Genomic DNA, 20,404 nt, shown 5'->3' with positions numbered 1-20,404 from the left:
GTGAGGACGAACTCCCGCCCAGCGTGCCCGAGTTGTGCATCCGCATGCCGTCAGCGGGCCCCTTCCGCCGCTGACGGGACGTCGGGCACTGCCCGAGATGCAGGGCTTCACCTGACAGACGCCGAGATCGGCGGATGTGAGCTGGTGTTCGGTGAATGGTTGAGCGTGGGCCGCTTCCCGGTCCCGGTGCGGCCATCGGGCTGTGAAACGAGCTGGAGGCCATGGAACGAGCGGCAGTCGTCGTCGGACTCGGGGGCTGGGTTCCCCCCACCGTCGTCACCAACGACCAGCTGGCGGGGGTCCTCGACACCAGCGACGAATGGATTCGCCGCCGTCCGGCATCCGGGAGCGCCGCTGGGTCTCGCCGGGCCAGTCCACCGGCGACCTGGCCGTGGAGGCCGGGCGGCGGGCGCTGTCGTCCGCCGGGCTGGAGGGCGTCGACGCGGTGGTCCTCGCCACCAGCTCCCCGGACCGGCACTGTCCCGCGACCGCGCCCGAGGTGGCCACCCGGCTGGGACTGGGTCCGGTCCCGGCGTTCGACGTGGCGGCGGTGTGCACCGGTTTCGTGTACGCCCTCGCGACGGGCGCCGGAATGGTCGCGCTGGGCGCCGCCCAGAGCGTGCTGGTCGTCGGCGCGGACGCGTTCTCCACGCTCCTCGCCCCGGACGACCGCTCGACCCGGGTGATCTTCGGTGACGGCGGTGGCGCGGTGGTGCTGCGCGCCGGGTCGCCGACCGAGCCCGGTGCGCTCACCGGGCTGAACCTCGGCAGCGACGGCAGCCTCAGCGATCTGATCGAGGTGCCGGTCGGCGGGTCCCGGCAGCGGTCCACGGGGCTGCCGGCCAAGACCGAGGACACCTACTTCAGCTGCGGATCTGGGACAACTCCAACATCATCGAAAGCTTCAGCGGCGTCGTCTCTCCGCTCACCTACAGCTTCACCGCCGACACCTGCGCCAAGCTCGGCTGGCCTGGAAGGGCGGCGGCACCGTCACCCCGAAGCTGCCGCTCGCCGCGCCCCCCCGGCCACGTCACCCCGCCGCCGTCCACCGCGCAGCCGCTGCTGTCGGTACGCGGCGCGGCCGTCAGCGGCCCCGACGCCATCGACCTGGTGCCGCTGCCCGCCGAGCGGTGCCGCGCCCCCCCCGGCCACGTCACCGAACCCGGCCCGCTGCCGGCCGCGTTCGTGCGCTACGGACGGCTGGCAGGGCGGCGACCGCGCCTGACGCCCGGCCCCCGGACGTCGGGCGAGGGCGGGGAAATCGTCCGGGGCCCTCCGCCGCACCCGCACGGCAGAGAGCCCCGGACGTCGCCCGTCAGCGCCGGCTCACCCTTCGTTCCACTTGAAGAACCGCAGCGTCACCCCGGTCACCACGGCGGCGAAGGCCAGCATGCCGCCCATCGTGGGCAGCACGTCCACCACCCCGCCGCCCCGGCTGAGCACCGACTCTCCGCCTTCCACGAGGTAGTGCAGCGGCATCACGTACGCGACCGCCCTCACCCACTCCGGGGCGCTGTCCAGCGAGAAGAACGATCCGGACAGCAGCGACATCGGCAGCACCAGCAACTGAGCGAGACCGCCCGCGGACTCCTCGGTCTTGGTGAGCGAGCCGATGAGCAGGCCCAGCGACATCAGGGCCAGCGTCCCGCACACCACCAACGGCACCACCAGCCACCAGTTGCCGGTCAGCTGGAGACCGAAGTACGGCAGGGTCGCCACCGCCAGGAACAGAGCCGTCTGCGTGAGTGCCATGAGCATGGTCATGGAGATACGGGCGGCCACCACCTCCCAGGGGCGGATCGGCGACAGCTGCATCCGCTGGAGGATCTTCTTGCGGCGCAGCGTCACCAGCGTCAGGGCGGTGCTGAACACCGCGCTGGTGGCGACGGCGAAGCCCAGCAGACCGGGGGTCAGGTACTGGATGGGCTTGACCGATTCGTCCTCGACCTGACTGGCCTTCAGCGTGTACTTGGCGACCATGCCGGTCGCGGCCAGGTTCGCCTGCTCCAGCACCGCGTTCAGGGTCGCACGGGCCGAAGCCCCCTTCACCGAGTCGGCCAGGCTGTAGCGCAGCACGACGGCGTCACCGTCCTGCTCGACCAGTGCGTCGTAGTCCCCCTGGCGCACCTTCTCCAGCGCCGCCGACTCGCTCTTCACCTTGGTGATCGTGGCGGCCTTGGACAGCTGGTCCCGCTGGGCACCGGTGAGCGAGTCGAGCACTTGCACCTCGCCGACCTGGGCCACCTTGATGTGCGAGGTCCCGTCGCTCTTGAACAACGAGCCGAACAGCATCAGGAACAGGATGGGGAAGATCATCAGGAAGAAGATCGTGCCCTTGTCCCGCAGGACGCTCAGGATCATCGCCCGGGCCAGCTCGCGTATCGGGTTCAGCCGTCTGTCCTTGACCGGGCCCTTGCGGCCCGGACCGGCCTTGACCGCCGCCTTCTCCTGCTCCGCCGGGGCCTTCGCGGCCGTTCCGGGGGAGCGAGAGGACGTCTCGTCGATGCTCACGCGCGGTACTCCCGTCCGGTCAGCTGGAGGAAGACGTCCTCCAGAGTGGCGCCACGCACCTGAAGGCTCCGCAGCGCCCGGTGGTCCGCCAGGACCGACAGCACCGGCCCGGGGGAGTGGGTGGCGATCGACAGCGTGATCCCGTCGTCCTCCACCACCGCGTTGTCCACCCCGGCCGCCACCAGCCGGCCGCGCAGAGTGTCCGCCTTGACCAGCCCGGACTCCACACTCACCCGCACCATGTCGTCGAGCTCGCGGATCAGGGCCGCCGGCGCGCCCGTCTTGAGCACCCTGCCCTTCTCCATCACCGACACCCGGTCGCAGAGCATCTCGGCCTCGTCCAGGTAGTGCGTGGTGAGGACCAGGGTGCGGCCCTCCTCGTTGACGTCCCGCAGCAGGTCCCAGAGATTGCGGCGGGCCTGCGGGTCCAGACCGGCGGTGGGCTCGTCCAGGAAGACGATCTCCGGGTCGTGCACCAGACCGCAGGCGATCGACAGCCGCTGCGCCTGGCCGCCGGAGAGCTTGTCGGCCGGCACGTCGCCGAACTCGGTGAGGCCGACCCGCTCCAGCATCGCGTCGGCCTGCCGGACACCGACCCGGTAGAAGGACGCGAACAGGCAGATGGTCTCGCGCGTGGTGAGCTTGTCGAAGAACGACGACGCCTGGAACTGCACGCCGATCCGTCTCAACAGCCTGGGATTGCGCGGCCAGGGGCTCTCGCCGAACAGCTCGATCCGGCCCTCGTCGGGCTCGCGGACGCCCTCCAGAATCTCCAGAGTGGTCGTCTTCCCCGCGCCGTTGGGACCCAGGATGCCGTAGAACTCGCCCGCCTCGATGTGCAGCGAGACTCCGTCGACGGCCTGGATGTCCCCGTACCGCTTGCGGACGCCGTCCGCGACGATCGCCGCCGTCATGACGTGTACGCCCTGACCGTGCGGGGCCGCGAGCCGGCCCCGCCGCACATGAACTGAAGGTCCATCACTCGACTGTCGTCTCTCCGTGATCGGTTGAGGGATCGGGGCCGGGCCGGGGGGAAGTGACAGGGCGCTGAAGGCGTCCACCGCAGGTCGGCCGGGCAGGGGCCGAACCGCGACGCGAGCGGGTGGGCCCAAGGGCGGTTCGGAACCTCCACACCAGCACAGCCGCGACAGCCGGGGCCACCAGGGGCGCCGAAGACTAGGGAATCGCCCTTACTCCCGGGCCCGTAGAGGGGAACACGCCGTTCCGGCGTCGGCCGCCGACCGTAGGTTCGACGCGCAGAGCTCCACGGTGCCTTCCACCGCGAACCCGACAGGATCGAGGAAGCGACGATGCCCCCCACAGCCCGGGACGAGGCGACCCACCGCGACGGCGGGTACCGGCCTCCCGGGGCCACCCCCCGTACCCGCATCCCCGCCGGACCGTCGGCGGCCACCCCGCTCCCACCCCTGGCCATGCTGCCGGTGTTCGCCCTCGTCTGCGTCACCGCGGCCCTGCTGTTGCTCACCGCGGACCGCTTCGGCTACTTCAGCGACGAGCTGTACTTCCTCGCCGCCGGCCGCAGCCCCGCCTGGGGATACGCCGACCAGCCGCCGTTGCTGCCGCTGCTGGCCCACGCCCTGGACACGGTGTCCCCCGGCTCGCTGCTGGTGCTGCGCGCACCGGCCGCGGCCCTCACCGCGCTCGGCGTGCTGACCGCGGCCCTGACGGCCCGGGAACTGGGCGGCCGACGCGCGGCCCAGCTCGCCACCGCAGGTGCGTACGCCGTCTCGCCGGTCATGCTGCAGATGGGCCATCTGCTCATCACCGCCACCCTGGACATCTTCCTGACCACGGTCGGCGTCTGGCTGCTGGTGCGCTGGGTCCGCACCCGGCGCGACCGGCTGCTGCCCCTGCTCGGCCTGACCGCCGCCGTCTCCCTCCAGGTCAAGTTCCTCAGCGTCGGCCTCTGGGCCGTGCTGTTCGTGGCCCTGCTCCTCGCGGGGCCCCGGGACCTGCTGCGCCGCCCGCTGCTGTGGGCCTCGGCGGCCGGAGCCCTGCTCACCGCAGTACCGGGACTGCTGTGGCAGGCCCGCGCCGGCTGGCCGCAACTGGCCATGACCGAGGTCATCGCACAGGAGGTCGCCGCCGAGGAGGGCGGCCGGGCGATGTTCCTGCCCACGGTCCTCTCGGCCGCCGGACTGGCCGGCGCGGTCCTCCTGTGCTGCGGGCTGGGATGGCTGCTGGTCGCGCGCCGGGCCCGCCCCTACCGGTTCCTCGCGCTGACCTTCGCCGGACTGTGCGCCTGTTACCTCGTCGTCCACGGACGGCCGTACTACGTCGCCGGGCTGTTCGCCGTCCTGTGGGCGGCCGGTGCCACAGCTCTGCAGGGTCTGCGCGCCTCCCGCCCGCGCGTGTGGTCGACGGCCGTGGTCTACCTGATGTCGGCGGTCCTGGCGGTGCAGGTACTGCCGCTCTACCCGGTCCAGCGGCTCTCCCGGTCCTCCGCCGACCGGCTGGCGATGGAAACCGTCGGCTGGCCCGACCTGGCCGCCTCGGTGGCCCGTGTCCACCGCCGGCTGCCCGCCGACCGGCGCCGCCGGGCCCTGCTGATCACCGACCGGTACGACCAGGCGGGCGCCCTCGACCGGTTCGGCCCGAGGCTCGGTCTGCCGCGGCCGTACAGCGGCCACCGCGGCTACTGGTACCTGCGCAGCCCGGCCGACGACACCGCGACCGTGGTCTTCGTCGGCGCCGACGCCCGCTCTCTGGGGCGGTTCTTCACCAGCGTGCGCCGGCGCGGCACGGTCACCAACGCGGACCGGGTGCACAACCTCAACTGGGGCACCCCCATCTGGGTCTGCGAGGGACTGCGCCGGCCCTGGCGCACGACGTGGCCCCTGATGTCCCACCTGAGCGCCTACTCGGCGACGCGGTAGCTCCGGCGGCGCGCACCGGAGCCGGAACCGCGGGCCGCCCCTGTTCCGGGACGGCCCGCGGCTCGGCCACGGGGGTGCGGTCACCCCCAGGTGACGGGCAGCGCGTACACGCCGTAGTGCATCGCCTTGTCCCGCAGCGGGATCTCCTGCGGATCGGCCGCCAGCCGCAGGTCCGGGAAGCGGTCGAAGAGCTTCTGGAAGCCGATGCGCAGGGTCGCCCGGGCCAGATGCTGCCCCAGGCACTGGTGGATGCCGAAGCCGAACGCCAGGTGGCGCCGGGACGGCCGGGTGACGTCGAAGACCTCCGGGTTCTCGAACTGCTCCGGATCCCGGTTGGCGGCCGGCAGGGACAGCACCACGGTCTGCCCGGCCTCGATGGTCAGTCCGCCGATCTCCACGTCCTCCAGCGCCACCCGGCTCGCGCCCATGTGGGAGATCGTCAGATAGCGCAGCAGCTCCTCCACCGCCCGCTCCATCAGCTCCGGCTGCTTGCGGACCTTCTCCAGCTGCTCGGGATGCTCCAGCAGCGCGAACGTGCCGAGACCCAGCATGTTCGGCGTGGTGTCCAGCGCGCCGCCGATGGTGATCCAGGCGATGTTCGCCAGTTCCTCCTCGGTCAGCTCACCCGTCTTGACCAGCCTGCCGAGCAGCTTGTCGTTCGGCTCGGCGAACAGGTCCTTGACCACACGGGCCAGCGTCTGGTCCAGCGCCGTGTTGTGTTCGACGAACTCCTCGAGCGTGTAGTCGATCCGCATGATCGCCGAGAAGTGCTTGTCGAGCTCGGCGATGTCCTCCTCCGGCACACCCATCACCGAGTGCACCGACCGGTACACGACCTTCTGCACGAACGCCGGCAGCAGATCCACCGGCGGCTGGAGACCGGCCATCTCGTCGAGCACGTCGTCGATGATCCCGGCCAGCGTCGGCTCGTACTCCTGGATCTTGCGGACCGTGAAGAAGCCCGTCAGCAGCCGCCGGTAGCGCGTGTGGTCCGGGGCGTCCATCCGGACGAAGGAGCCCGGTCCCGACGGCTGCGGCTCGTACTTCTCCACCTCGAACGGCGGTGACGCCACGAGCGCCAGCAGCTCCGCGCGGTGACTGAACCGAGGGTCGGTCATGATGGCCCGCACATGGTCATGCCGGGTGACCAGCCAGCCGTCGTCGCGGCCCGGCGCGATGTCGAAGGTGACCGGGCTGATCGGTTCCTCCGCGCGCAGCCGGCGGTACTCCGGATCGGGGTCGAAGGGGCAGGTGCGGTCGGTCGGTATCACTGGTGGTTTCGGCTTGTAGGCCATGAGTCCTCCGTCTGGTGGTGTGCGTCCGCCGGGGTGCGCCGCTCAGGCCCGGCGGACGGTGAGGGGCAGCCGCCGAAGGCCGAAGACGTTGACCCGGTTGTCGAAGTAGGACAGGGGCGCGTCGCGTTCGACCCGGATGTCGGCATAGCGGTCGAGCATCAGGCTGAGCGCGATCTGCCCCTCCATACGGGCCAGCGGGGCGCCCAGGCAGTAGTGGATGCCGTGCCCGAAGGCGAGCTGCTTGGCGTTGGAGCGGCCCGGCAGGAAGCGGTCCGGCTCCGGGAAGACCCGCTCGTCGCGGTTGGCCGACAGCAGCCAGAGGTACACCATCGCGTTCTCCGGGACCTTCTCCCCGGCGATCTCCACGGGAGCCGTCGGCACCCGTTCGATCTTCAGGAACGGCGGCCGGCAGCGCAGCACCTCTTCGGTGAACGGTGTGATCCTCGCGCGGTCGGTGCGCAACCCGGCCTGCAGGCCCTCTTCCCGATCGAGCGTCAGCAGCATGTTGCCGAGCAGCACGGCGGTGGTGACATGACCGGCGAGCAGCAGCAGCGCGGCGAAGCTCACCACGTCGTCGTCGTTCAGGCTCTCCCCGTCGACCTCGGCCCGTACCAGCAGGCTCATCAGGTCGTCGTACTCGCGCGCCCGCCGTTCGGCGACATGCCGGCGCAGATAGGCGTCCAGTTCCTGCACGGTCCGGCCCATGGCCTCGGCACCCTCGGGCGTCTCCCAGTCCACGGTCAGCAGGTTGTCGGCCCACACCTGGAACAGCGGGCGGTCCGACGGCGGCACACCGAGCAGGGAGGAGATCACGATGACCGGCAGCGGGTTGGCGAACGCCTCGATCACGTCGAAGCGGTCGCCGCCGTCGAGACCGTCGAGCAGCTCGGTGGCCACCTCGGTGATCCGCGGGGTCAGCTCGTTGATCATTTTCGCGGTGAAGACCTTGCTCACCAGCCGCCGCAGTTTGCCGTGCCGGGGCGGGTCCAGCAACAGCAGCGTGCCGCCCGGCGGTTGCCGCTCGCCGCCCGAGAGCCGGGTCACCGTGTCCGAGGAGAAGGCCGCCGGGTCGGCGGTGATCCGCTGGACGTCCTCGTGACGGAAGACGTGGTAGCGGCCCGCCGGATCGCACCACACCGGCTGCTCGTCGCGCATTCGCCGCAGCCAGGCCAGCAGGGTCGCACCACCGTCGAGACCCACCTCGGGCGGCGCGGCCACCTCAGGGCCGACAGGAGCGGGCACGGCAGTCATCGGGAACCCCTCTCGTAGGGCGGGCCCCACAGGAGGCGGGCCGTAAGCGGCCTCAGCGCAGCACGCCGGGCGAAACGAAGGCCAGAAAAGCCGCGCAACTCTAGGGATTTGCCGGTGCCGCCCGCCATCCGGCCGGTGCCGTGGGCAACCAGGGCCGCTCGTTTGGATCAGGCCGGGCTCGCGGGCCCTGGCACCGCGCCTCGCCGCGTTGTCGTCGGTCGCCAGAGCTCCGCCCTGACGCCCTCCTCCGCCTTGCGATCCACGGCACCGGACCCCGCTCCCTGATCCGGCCTGATCCAAACGAAAGACCCTAGGGGATTTTTCAGAGTCGGAGGTCAAGCGGCCGTGGACCGCCCGGGCGCCCCCAGACTTGGCCGCGTTCGAGGTGTTCGAGGAGCCATGCCCAGAGCGTGGGTGTCCGAGCCTGAGGAGATACCGGTGTTGTCTACCGATCCGAGTGCAGCGGGCCTGCCACCGCTCTCCGCCGTGGTGTGCGACCCGGGTCTGGGGGCCGAGCTGTGAGCGAAGACCGCCTGCGGGACTACCTGAAGCGGGTCACCGCCGACCTGCACCGCACCACCGGCCGCCTGCGCGAGCTGGAGACCAAGGACCGCGAACCCATCGCGATCGTCTCCATGGCCTGCCGGTACCCGGGCGACGTACGCGGCCCCGAGGACCTGTGGCGACTGGTCGCCGACGGCACCGACGCCATCACGCCCTTCCCGGAGGACCGCGGCTGGGACGTCCCGTCCCTCTACCACCCCGACCCCGAGCACCCGGGCACCTGCTACACCCGCGAGGGCGGCTTCCTGCACGACGCCGCGGACTTCGACCCCGACTTCTTCGGCATGTCACCCCGCGAGGCCCTCGGCACCGACCCGCAGCAGCGCCTGTTGCTGCAGATCTCCTGGGAGGCGCTGGAGCGGGCCGGACTCGACCCCGGCACCCTGCGCGGCAGCCCCACCGGCGTCTTCGTCGGGGTCATGTACAACGACTACGGCTCCCGGTTCGACGTGCCCCCGCCCGGCCTCGAAGGCTTCATCGGCAACGGCAGCGCGGGCAGCATCGCCTCCGGACGGGTCGCCTACACCCTGGGCCTGGAGGGCCCCGCCGTCACCGTGGACACGGCCTGCTCCTCCTCCCTGGTCGCCCTGCACCTGGCCTGCCGGGCGCTGCGGGACGGCGAGTGCTCGCTGGCGCTGGCGGGCGGTGTCGCCGTCATGTCCACACCGGTCACCTTCACCGAGTTCAGCCGCCAGCGCGGACTCTCCCCCGACGGCCGCTGCAAGTCCTTCGCGGACGGCGCGGACGGCACCGGATGGGGCGAGGGCGCCGGCCTGCTCCTGCTGGAACGGCTGTCGGACGCCCGGCGCAACGGGCACCGGGTGCTGGCCGTGGTCCGGGGCAGCGCCGTCAACCAGGACGGCGCCAGCAGCGGCCTGACGGCGCCGAACGGTCCCTCGCAGCAGCGGGTCATCCGGGCCGCCCTGGCGAGCGCGGGCCTGTCGGCCGCCGACGTGGACGCGGTGGAGGCCCATGGCACCGGCACCACACTGGGCGATCCGATCGAGGCGCAGGCGCTGCTGGCCACCTACGGACGCGATCGTGAACACCCGCTCTGGCTCGGCTCGTTGAAGTCCAACATCGGGCACACCCAGGCCGCCGCCGGTGTCGGCGGCGTGATCAAGATGGTCATGGCCATGCGGCACGGCCTGCTCCCGCGCACGCTGCACGTCGACGCTCCCTCCCGCCACGTCGACTGGTCGGCGGGCCGGGTCGGGCTGCTGGCCGAGGCCCGGCAGTGGCCGCGGACGGAAGACGGCCGGCCGCGCCGCGCGGGCGTCTCCGCCTTCGGCGTCAGCGGCACCAACGCGCACGTGGTGCTGGAGGAGGCCGGGCCGGCCGAGGAACCCGCATCCGCTCGGCCGGACACCGGTGACGGCGGCGTGGTGCTGTGGCCGCTCTCCGCACGCGGGGAGGGGGCGCTGCGGGCGCAGGCGGCGAGGCTGCTGGACCGCACGGACGGCTCCGCCGTCGACGTGGGGTTGTCCCTGGCGGTGACACGGTCGCTGTTCGAGGACCGTGCCGTGATCGTGGGTGCCGGCGTGGACGAACTGCGGTCCGGGCTGGCCGCGTTGGCGGCCGGTGAGGCGGACGCACGGGTGGCGCGGGGTACGGCGCTGCGCGGGCGCACGGCGTTCCTGTTCGCCGGCCAGGGTTCCCAACGCCTGGGCATGGGAAGGGAGTTGTACGAGACGTATCCCGTCTTCGCGCAGACCGTCGACGCGGTGGACGCCGAACTGCCCTTCAGTCTGCGGGAGACCGTCTTCGGTGAGGACGCCGAGCGGCTGAACCGGACCGAGTTCGCCCAGCCCGCCCTGTTCGCCCTCGAAGTCGCCCTGTTCCGGCTCCTGGAGTCCTGGGGCGTGCGCCCGGACCTGCTCGCGGGTCACTCCATCGGTGAGATCGCCGCAGCCCATGTGGCCGGAGTGTGGTCGCTGGCCGACGCCTGCCGTCTGGTCGTGGCGCGGGGCCGGCTGATGCAGGCCCTGCCCGAGGGCGGGGCGATGGTCGCGATACAGGCCTCCGAGGAGGAGGTCCTCCCGCTGCTGAACGACACGGTGGGCGTCGCCGCGGTCAACGGCCCGCGAGCTGTCGTGGTCGCCGGTGCCCGCGACGCCGTGGACGACGTGGCCGCGCACTTCCGCGCCCAGGACCGCAGGACCACGGCCCTCCGTGTCAGCCACGCCTTCCACTCCCCGCTGATGGAACCGATGCTCGCGGCCTTCCGCGAGGTCGCGGAAAGCCTGACCTACGAGCGTCCCGGGCTGCCCGTCGTCTCCACCGTCACCGGCGAGGCCGCGAGCGCCGAGGAGCTGATGTCCCCGGACCACTGGGTCCGCCACGTCCGCCGCACCGTCCGGTACGCCGACGCCGTCCGTACCCTCGCCCGGAGCAAGGCCACACGGTTCGTCGAACTCGGGCCGGACGCCACGCTCACCGCGCTCGCCCGCACCCTGCTCGACGACGACCAGCGCGTCCTGGCGCCCACGCTGCGCAAGGAAGGACCGGAAGCGGCGACGCTGCTCCATGCCGTCGCCACGCTGCACGCGCACGGAAGCAGCCCGGACTGGTCCGCGCTGTTCCCCGGCGGCAGGACGGTCGAACTGCCCACCTACGCCTTCCAGCAGCGACGCTTCTGGCTCGATCCGGCGCCCGGCACCGGACGGCGCCGCGGCGGGCATCCACTGCTCGGGGCCGCGGTGACCCTGGCGGACTCGTCCTGCGTGCTGTCCACCACCGTGCTCTCCACCCGCACGCACCCCTGGCTGGCCGACCACACCGCGGCGGGCGGCACCGTGCTGCCCACGGCCGCGTACGTCGACTTCGCCCTGCATCTCGGCGGACTCGTCGGGTGCCACCATGTCGTCGAGCTCGACCAGGAGCGACCCCTCGTCTTCGACGGCCACCGGCCCGTGGAGATCCAGGTCGTCCTCGACGGCCCGGACGAGGACGGCGTCAGGACGTTCGCCTGCCACTCCCGGCCCGCCCCGGCCGCCGCCGACCGGACGGAGGAGGACGCGAGCGCGCCCGACCGGCCCTGGACCCGCAACGCCCGCGGTGTCCTCGCGCCGGCCGGCGCCACGCCGGAGCAGGACGCACAGGACGGAGCCTGGCCGCCGCCCGGGGCCCACGCCCTGGACGCCGACGAGATCGAGGAGATCTACGAGGCGGCGCGGGCCCGCGGCCTGGACCACGGTCCCGCCTTCCGCGGGCTCACCGCGGTGTGGCGGGCCGGCGACGAGACGTACGCCGAGGTCGCCGTACCGGAGGAGTTCCGCGCGGACGCCCTGCGGGTCGCGCTGCACCCGGCGCTGCTCGACGCGGCCCTGCACGCGGCCTCCGCGCTCGGCCACCCCGGCGGATTCGCCGTGACATGGCGGGACTGCACGCTGCACGCGGGCAGCGCCGAGGCGCTGCGGGTCAGGCTCCGGCCCCGCCCCGACGGCGCACTGCGGCTGGACCTCGCCGACGAGTCCGGCATCCCGGTCGCCACCGTCGGCGCGGTCACCCTCACCCCCGTGGACGAACTGCCCCTGACCGTCGCGTCCCCGGCCGGTGACGATCTGTTCGTCGTCGACTGGACCGCACTGCCTGCGACCACCGCCCCCGCACACCGGCCCACGGTGGCCGTCGTGGGCGCCGGACCGGCCCCGGCGGACGCCGAGCGCCACCCGGACCCGGACGCCTTCTTCACCGCCCTGGCCGCCCCCGGCGCCTCCGTGCCGGACATGGTCCTCGTGTCCTGGCAGGGAGCTGACGCGGAACTGCCCGCCGCCGTGCACGAGTCGGCCGCCGCGGGGCTGGAACTGCTCCAGCGCTGGCAGGCCGAGGAACGCACGGCAGGCGCCCGACTGGTCCTGCTCACCCGGAACGCGGTGGCCGTCCGGCCCGGCGAGCCGGTCGCCGATCTCGCCGCGGCCGCTATGCGCGGACTGGTGCGCTCGGCGCAGTCGGAGAACCCGGGGTCCTTCCTCCTCGTGGACACCGACACCGACACCGGCACCGACACCGGCGCCGACACCGGCACCGGCACCGGCGCCCCCACGGACACCGGCACCGACCCGGAGGCGCTCCTCGCCGCCATCTGCGAGGCCGCGCACGGCGGGGAGACGGAGATCGCCCTGCGGTCCGGCCGCGTCCACGCCGCCCGCCTCACCCGGCACCCCCCGGACGGCTCCACCCGACCGCTCCTCGATCCGGAGCGGACCGTGCTGATCACCGGCGCCGGCGGCACCGTCGCCGCGGCCGTCGCCCGGCACCTGGTCACCGCGCACGGAGCACGTCATCTGCTGCTCACGAGCCGCCGCGGCCCGGAGGCACCCGGAGCCGCAGAGCTGCGCGCCGACCTCGAACAGGCCGGTGCCGAGGTGACCGTGGCCGCCTGCGACGTGGCCGACCCCGCCGCGCTCTCGGCGCTCCTGGACGCCGTACCCGAACCGCATCCCCTCGGCGCCGTCTTCCATGCCGCCGGGGTGATCGACGACGGGGTGATCCCCGCGCTGACCCCGGACCGTGTGTCGGCCGTGCTGCGGCCCAAGGCGGACGCCGCCGTGCATCTGGAGCGGCTGACCCGGGACCTGGACCTGACGGCGTTCGTGCTCTTCTCGTCCGCCGCCGCCACCTTCGGCGGTCCCGGCCAGGGCAACTACGCCGCCGCCAACGCCTTCCTGGAGGCGATGGCCGCCACCCTGCGGGCGCAGGGACGGCCCGCGCTCGCCCTCGGCTGGGGCCTGTGGGCCGAGGAGAGCGGCATGACGGCCGGGCTCGGCGACGCCGACCGCACCCGGATGGCCCGTGCGGGCATCGCGCCGCTGCCCACCGCCGACGCCCTGCGCCTGCTCGACCTCGCGCCGGCCCAGGACCGCCCGGTACTCCTGCCGGTCCGGCTGGACCTGGCCACCGCGCGGACCGCCACCACCCCCACCCCGGCCCTGCTGCGCGACCCGGCCGTCTCCGCGCGCCGTACCGCCGGGCCCGCCCGGCCGGGCGGACGACTGGCCCGTACCCTCGCCGCACTGCCCGCCGCCGAGCGGCCCGCCGCCGTCCTCCGGCTCCTCCAGGCGGAGATCGCCGCCGTTCTCGGGCACGCCGCGGACGCCCCCGCCGCCGACCCCGAACGTGCCTTCCGCGACCTCGGCTTCGACTCGCTGACCGCCGTCGACCTGCGCAACGCGCTGCAACGCCGCACCGGCCTGCGGCTCGCGGCCGGCGTCGCCTTCGACCATCCCACCCCGGCCGCCCTCGCCGCACACCTGCTGCGCTCGCTGCCGGCCGGTGACGGATCCGCCCGGCCCGTCACCACCGCGCCCCGGCCCGCGCAGGCCGGCACGGACGAACCCGTCGCCGTCGTCGGCATGGCGTGCCGGCTCCCCGGCGGCGCCGACACGCCCGAACGGCTGTGGGACCTGCTCGCCTCCGGCGGCGACGGCCTGACCGGATTCCCCGAGGACCGCGGCTGGGACCTCACCTCGCTGTACCACCCCGACCCCGACCACGAGGGCACCAGCTACACCCGCACCGGCGGCTTCCTGTCCGGCGTCGGCCGGTTCGACCCCGCCTTCTTCGGCATCTCGCCGCGCGAGGCCCTGGCCATGGACCCGCAGCAGCGGCTGCTTCTCGAGGTGTGCTGGGAGGCCGTGGAGCGCGCCGGCGTCGACCCGCGAACCCTGCGCGGCTCCCGCACGGGCGTCTTCGCCGGCACCAACGGGCAGGACTACACGGCCCTGCTGCGCACGTCCGCGGACGACGTCGACGGCTACCTCGGCACCGGCAACGCCGCCAGCGTGGTCTCCGGCCGCATCTCCTACACCCTCGGCCTGGAGGGCCCCGCCGTCACCGTCGACACCGCCTGCTCGTCCTCCCTGGTCGCCCTGCACTGGGCGGCGCGGGCGCTGCGCGCGGGGGAGTGCGACCTGGCGCTCGCGGGCGGCGTCACCGTGATGTCGACCCCGGCCGCGTTCCTGGAGTTCAGCCGCCAGCGCGGTCTCGCTCCGGACGGCCGCTGCAAGGCCTACGGCGACGGGGCGGACGGCACCGGCTGGGGCGAGGGCGCCGGGATGCTGCTGGTGGAGCGGCTGTCCGACGCCCAGCGCAACGGACACCGGGTCCTCGCCGTGCTGCGCGGCAGCGCCGTCAACTCCGACGGCGCCAGCAACGGTCTGACCGCCCCCAACGGTCCCTCGCAGGAACGGGTGATCCGGGCCGCGTTGGCCGACGCCGGGCTCACCCCGGCCGACGTCGACGCCGTCGAGGGACACGGCACCGGCACCGTCCTCGGCGACCCCATCGAGGCACAGGCGCTCCTCGCCACCTACGGCCAGGACCGGGAACGGCCCCTGTGGCTGGGCTCGGTGAAGTCCAACCTCGGCCACACCCAGGCCGCCGCGGGCGTCGCCGGCGTCATCAAGACCGTACTGGCGCTCCACCACGGCCAACTGCCCCGCACCCTGCACGCCGACCGGCCCTCCAGCCGGGTCGACTGGACCTCCGGCGCCGTACGCCTGCTGACCGAGACCCGGCCGTGGCGGCGCGAGGAAGGCCGTCCCCGGCGCGCGGGCGTCTCCTCCCTCGGCTTCAGCGGCACCAACGCCCACGTCATCCTGGAAGAGGCCCCGCCCGTCCCGGAACAGGCCCCGCCGAACACCGCCGCGGACGCCCCGCCCGCCGCGAGGCGGCCGGTCACCCACCGGACGACCGCCTGGCCGCTGTCCGCCCGCACCCCCGAGGCGCTGCGCGCCCAGGCGGAGAACCTGCTCGACCACGCCCTGCGGCACCCCGAGCTGTCCGCAGCCGACCTCGGCCGCTCCCTGGCCACCACCCGCCCCGTCTTCGAACACCGCGCGGTGCTCCTCGGCACCGCACGCGACGACCTGCTCGCCGGCCTGACCCGGCTCGCCTCCGGCGCCACCGCGCCCGACGGGACCGGCACCGCCGCCCGCGGCGGGCGCACCGCCTTCCTCTTCACCGGCCAGGGCGCCCAACGCCCCGGCATGGGAGGCGACTTGTACGGCGCCTTCCCGGTCTTCGCCGACGCCTTCGACGAGGTGTGCGCCCACTTCGGCGCCGACGTCCTCGGCACCCCGCTGCGCGAGACCGTCCTCGGCGACGCCGGAGCGCTGCTGGACCGCACCGGGTACGCGCAGCCGGCCCTGTTCGCGCTCGAAGTCGCCCTGTACCGGCTCGTCCGCAGCCTCGGTGTGACCCCCGACCACCTGTTCGGGCACTCCATCGGTTCCCTGGCCGCCGCGCACGCCGCCGGAGTCCTCTCCCTCACCGACGCCTGCACCCTGGTCGCGGCCCGCGGCCGGCTGATGGACGCCCTCCCCGCCGGCGGCGCCATGGTCGCCCTCCAGGCCACCGAGGACGAGGTCCTGCCCCTGCTGGACGGCCGGGAGCACCAGGTGGGCCTGGCCGCGGTCAACGGCCCCCGCTCCGTGGTGATCTCCGGCGAGGAGACCGCCGTACGGGAGGTCGCCGCCCGCGTCGAGGAACGGGGCCGGCGCACCAAGCGGCTGCGCGTCAGCCACGCCTTCCACTCGCCGCTGATGGAGCCCATGCTCCAGGACTTCCGCGAGGTCGCCGCCACGCTGGAGTACCACGAGCCGCTCGTCCCCGTGGTCTCCGACGTCACCGGCCGGCCGGCCGGTCCCGGCGAACTCGCCTCGCCCGACCACTGGGTCCGGCACGTGCGCAGCGCCGTCCGCTTCCACGACGGCGTGCGCACCCTCCAGGACGCCGGAGTCCGCCGCTACCTGGAGATCGGCCCCGACGGCACACTGACGGCCCTGGTCGCCGACGCCGTCGCCGACCCGGCCGGCACCGCCGCCCTCGCCCTGCTGCGCCCCGGCCAGGACGAGACGGGCAGCCTGCTCGCCGGACTCGCGCGCGCCCACGCCCACGGCGCCGACGTCGACTGGAGCGCCGCCACCGCCGGCTCCGGCGGGATCGTCGACCTGCCCACCTACGCCTTCCAACGCGAGCGCTACTGGCCCTCCACGGGCGGCCGGAGCGCGGGAGACCTGGCCGCGGCGGGCCTCGCCGACGCCGGACACCCGCTGCTCGGCGCCCGCGTCGACCTCGCCGACGCCGACGGCCACGTCTTCACCAGCCGGCTGTCCGTGACGGACCAGCCGTGGCTCGCCGACCACGCCGTCGGCGGCACCACCGTCCTGCCCGGCACCGCCCACCTCGACCTGGCACTGCTCGCCGCGGACCGCGTGGGCTGCGACCGGGTGACCGAACTGACCCTCGTCGAACCGCTGTTGCTGACCGCCGGGCAGGCCGTCACCCTGCAACTGCGGGTCGGCGCGCCCGATCCGGACGGCAACCGCCCGCTCGGCGTGCACTCCCGGCCCGCCGACGCCGCCTCCGACCGGCCCTGGACCCTGCACGCCGACGGCATCCTCGCCCCCGGCGCCCACCCGGAGCCCGACGGCGCCCCGCTCGCCGCCTGGCCGCCCGCGGGCGCCGAGGAACTGCCCGTCGACGACACCTACGACCGCCTCGCGGCCGCAGGATTCGACTACGGGCCCGTGTTCCGGGGGCTGCGCGCCGCCTGGCGGCTCGACGGCGACGTGTACGCCGAGATCGCCCTGCCCGAGCAGGCACACGCCGACGCCCCCCGCTACGGTCTGCACCCCGCGCTGCTCGACGCCGCCCTGCACGCCACCGCCTTCCTGCCGCTGGACGACTCCGCGGCCGGCCGGCTGCCGTTCTCCTGGCGGGACGTGACCCTGCACGCCACCGGCGCCACCGCCGTACGTGTCCGGCTCGCCCTGCGCGGTGAGAACACCGTCACCCTCGACGTGGCCGACGCCACCGGGCGGCCCGTCGCCTCCATCGGTTCCCTCACCCTGCGCGAGATCGACCCCGAACGGCTGCGCGCACGGCCCGACCGGGGCGCGGGCGACCTGTTCCGCCTCGACTGGCAGCCGCGGCCCGCCACCGGCGACCGGCCGGACCCGGGCCGGCTCACCGTCCTCGGCGACGACGCGGGCCGGGAGTTCGCCGCCCTGCTCGCCGCCGCCGGAGTCGCCGCCGGCGTCACCGAGGCACCCGACCTCGCCGCTCTGGCGGCGGCCGACGGCGCGCCCGGCACCGTACTCGCCGTTCTGCCCCACGGCGACGGCCCGCTGGAGCGGGCGGGACACGCGGCGGCACAGCACGCCCTCGCCCTCGTACGGCAGCTGCTGGCCGAACGACGGCTGGACGCGACCCGGCTGGTGCTGGTGACCCGTGAGGCGCTCATGCCGGACGGACCCGCCGGACCCGGCGTACGCCACCCGGCCGCCGCGGCCGCCTGGGGACTGGTCCGCTCGGCGCAGTCCGAGCACCCCGGCCGGTTCGTGCTCGTCGACACCGACACCGCGGCCGCCTCACTGGCCGCCCTGCCCGCGGCACTCGGCCACGCCGACCCCCAACTGGCCCTGCGTGAAGGCTCCGTACACCTTCCGCGCATCGCCCGCACCGACCCGGCCGACGCCCTGCGCCCCCCGCACACCGGATCCGGTACGGCCTGGCGGCTGGACATGGTCCGCAAGGGCACCCTGGACGGCCTGGCACTCGTCGCCGCACCGGACGCCGAACGCGCCCTCGCCGACGGCGAGATACGGATCGCCGTCCGCGCCGCCGGAGTCAACTTCCGTGACGTGCTCAACGCCCTCGGCATGTACCCCGGCGCGGCCCGCGACTTCGGCCTGGAGGGAGCCGGGGTGATCACCGAGGTCGGTCCCGGGGTGACCGGTCTCGCCGTCGGCGACCGTGTCATGGGCATGTTCCCCGCCGCCTACGGGCCCGTGGCGGTGGCCGACGCCCGCACCGTCGCGCGGGTCCCGGACGGCTGGACGTTCGCCCAGGCGGCGACCGTGCCCATCGTCTTCCTCACCGCCTACTACGCCCTCGTCGACCTCGGCGGCGTGAGCGAGGGCCACACCGTCCTCGTGCACGCGGCGGCCGGCGGCGTCGGCATGGCCGCCACCCAGCTCGCCCGCCACCTCGGCGCCGAGGTCTACGCCACCGCGAGCCCCGGCAAATGGGACGCCCTGCGCGCCGCCGGACTGGACGACCCGCACATCGCCTCCTCCCGCGACCTCTCCTTCGAGGCCGCCTTCCGCGCCGCGACCGGCGACCGCGGCGTCGACCTCGTCCTGGACTCCCTGGCCGGCGAGTTCGTCGACGCCTCCCTGCGGCTGCTGACCCCCGGCGGAACCTTCCTGGAGATGGGCAAGACGGACGTCCGCGACCCCGACGACGTCGCCGCCCGCCATCCCGGCGTCCACTACCGGGCGTTCGACCTCATCGAGGCCGGACCCGACCGCATCGGCGAGATGCTCACCGCCCTCGTCGACCTGTTCGAGAGCGGAGTGCTGACCCCGCTGCCCGTCACCCCGTGGGACGTACGCCGCGCGCCGCAGGCCTTCCGCCACATGTCGCAGGCCCGCCACATCGGCAAGGTCGTCCTCACCGTCCCCGCACCGCTCGACCCGAACGGCACGGTGCTCATCACCGGCGGCACGGGCGGCCTGGGAGCCCTGCTCGCCCGCCACCTGGTCACCGAGCACGGCGTACGTCACCTGCTGCTCGCCTCACGCCGCGGATCCGCCGCTCCCGAGGCCGCGCCCCTCGTCACGGAACTGGAGGAACTGGGCGCGGAGGTGCGCGTCCGGGCCGCCGACGTCGCCGACCGCGACCAGGCCGCCGCACTCCTCGCCTCCGTACCCGACGGGCATCCGCTGACCGCCGTCGTCCACGCAGCCGGCGTCCTCGACGACACGGTCGTGGACCACCTCACCCCCGAGCGCCTGGCCGCCGTACTGCGCCCCAAGCTGGACGCCGCCACCCACCTCCACGAGCTCACCCGCCCTCTCGACCTGGCCGCGTTCGTCCTGTTCTCCTCGGTCGCCGGCACCCTGGGCGCCCCCGGCCAGGCCAACTACGCCGCGGCCAACGCCTTCCTCGACTCCCTCGCCGAGCACCGGCACGCCCTGGGCCTGCCCGCACTGTCCCTGCCCTGGGGACCCTGGTCCCAGGCCACCGGCATGACCAGCGGCCTCGGCGACGCCGACCTCCACCGCATGGAACGCGCCGGACTGCCGCCCCTCGCCGCCAAGGAGGGACTGGCCCTCTTCACCGAGGCACTGGACCACCCGGCGGCCGTCCGACTGCCGATGGCGGTGGACACGACCCGGCTCGGGGCCGAGGGCCCGGTACCGCCCCTGCTGGCCGGCCTGGCCCGCACCCGCCGCACCGTCGCGGAGCGCACACGCGCCGCCCGGCCCGGCGACAGCGGGGACCTCACCGCCGAACTGGCCCGGCTCGGCGCCGCCGACCGGCACCGCAGGCTGGCCGAGGAGGTCTGCCGCCAGGTCGCCGCCGTCCTGGGACACGCCTCCGCCGCCCGCATCGACCCGGACCAGTCCTTCAAGGAACTCGGGTTCGACTCGCTCACCGCCGTCGAGCTGCGCAACCGGATGAACGCCGCCACCGGAGTCCTGCTGCCCGCCACCCTGGTCTTCGACTACCCCACCCCCGCCGCGCTCGCCGGCCATCTGAGCCGGGAGCACTTCGCGGCCGGAACGGGCGACGGCCCGGCCGCACTGGGCACGGCCACCCCCGGCCCGGGCGAACCCGACGAGGCGGCCATCCGCAGGCTGCTGACGTCCATCCCGATCACCAGGTTCCGCGAGTCGGGGCTGCTGGACGCGCTGATGGACCTCGCGTCGGCCCCCGCCCCCGCCGTCCGTCCCGGCCAGGAGCCGCCGGCCACGGCGGACGGCACCGACGTGGACGTCGACGACATGGACGTGGACGACCTCGTCCGGATGGCCTTGGGCGCCGACGACTGAGCGACCGCCCCCGACCGATCCCCGCCAGCCCGTCTGGCCCCCT

The 20,404-nt window shown here is 74.1% G+C and carries 6 protein-coding genes and 1 pseudogene; 3 read left to right on the top strand and 4 right to left on the bottom strand.

The genetic code is table 11. The features are described 5' to 3' along the window. Window positions 1-221: 221 nt before the first annotated feature. A pseudogene (locus OG289_RS06470) lies at window positions 222-865 on the top strand (3-oxoacyl-ACP synthase); the annotation flags it as partial. Between the two features lie 461 nt (window positions 866-1,326). On the opposite strand, the gene OG289_RS06465 reads toward OG289_RS06470, so the two are convergent. Then, on the bottom strand, window positions 1,327-2,511 hold the full coding sequence (locus tag OG289_RS06465; RefSeq protein WP_327313033.1) for an ABC transporter permease: 1,185 nt from the start codon (window positions 2,509-2,511) through the stop codon (window positions 1,327-1,329). After that, window positions 2,508-3,425, bottom strand: a complete 918-nt coding sequence (locus OG289_RS06460) for an ABC transporter ATP-binding protein (protein WP_327313032.1) — start codon at window positions 3,423-3,425, stop codon at window positions 2,508-2,510. The genes OG289_RS06465 and OG289_RS06460 overlap by 4 nt, the downstream gene beginning before the upstream one ends. Window positions 3,426-3,821: 396 nt before the next feature. Here OG289_RS06460 and OG289_RS06455 point away from each other — a divergent pair, with 396 nt between their 5' ends. Continuing rightward, window positions 3,822-5,408, top strand: coding sequence for an ArnT family glycosyltransferase (locus tag OG289_RS06455; RefSeq protein WP_327313031.1), 1,587 nt, complete (start codon window positions 3,822-3,824; stop codon window positions 5,406-5,408). Between the two features lie 80 nt (window positions 5,409-5,488). On the opposite strand, the gene OG289_RS06450 is transcribed toward OG289_RS06455, so the two are convergent. After that, window positions 5,489-6,703 carry a cytochrome P450 gene (locus tag OG289_RS06450; protein WP_327313030.1) on the bottom strand — a complete coding sequence of 405 codons (1,215 nt, stop codon included), beginning with the start codon at window positions 6,701-6,703 and terminating at the stop codon, window positions 5,489-5,491. A gap of 42 nt (window positions 6,704-6,745) precedes the next feature. Next, window positions 6,746-7,954: a cytochrome P450 gene (locus OG289_RS06445; protein WP_327313029.1), complete on the bottom strand. Its 1,209-nt coding sequence runs from the start codon at window positions 7,952-7,954 to the stop codon at window positions 6,746-6,748. A gap of 518 nt (window positions 7,955-8,472) precedes the next feature. Between OG289_RS06445 and OG289_RS06440 the strand changes: the two genes are divergently transcribed. After that, window positions 8,473-20,361 (top strand): SDR family NAD(P)-dependent oxidoreductase, encoded by an 11,889-nt coding sequence (locus tag OG289_RS06440; RefSeq protein WP_327313028.1) that lies wholly within the window; start codon window positions 8,473-8,475, stop codon window positions 20,359-20,361. The last annotated feature ends 43 nt before the right edge of the window (window positions 20,362-20,404 follow it).

The sequence above is a fragment of the Streptomyces sp. NBC_01235 genome (assembly GCF_035989285.1).
GTDB lineage: Bacteria > Actinomycetota > Actinomycetes > Streptomycetales > Streptomycetaceae > Streptomyces.
This window is presented reverse-complemented; position numbering and strand designations above follow the sequence as displayed.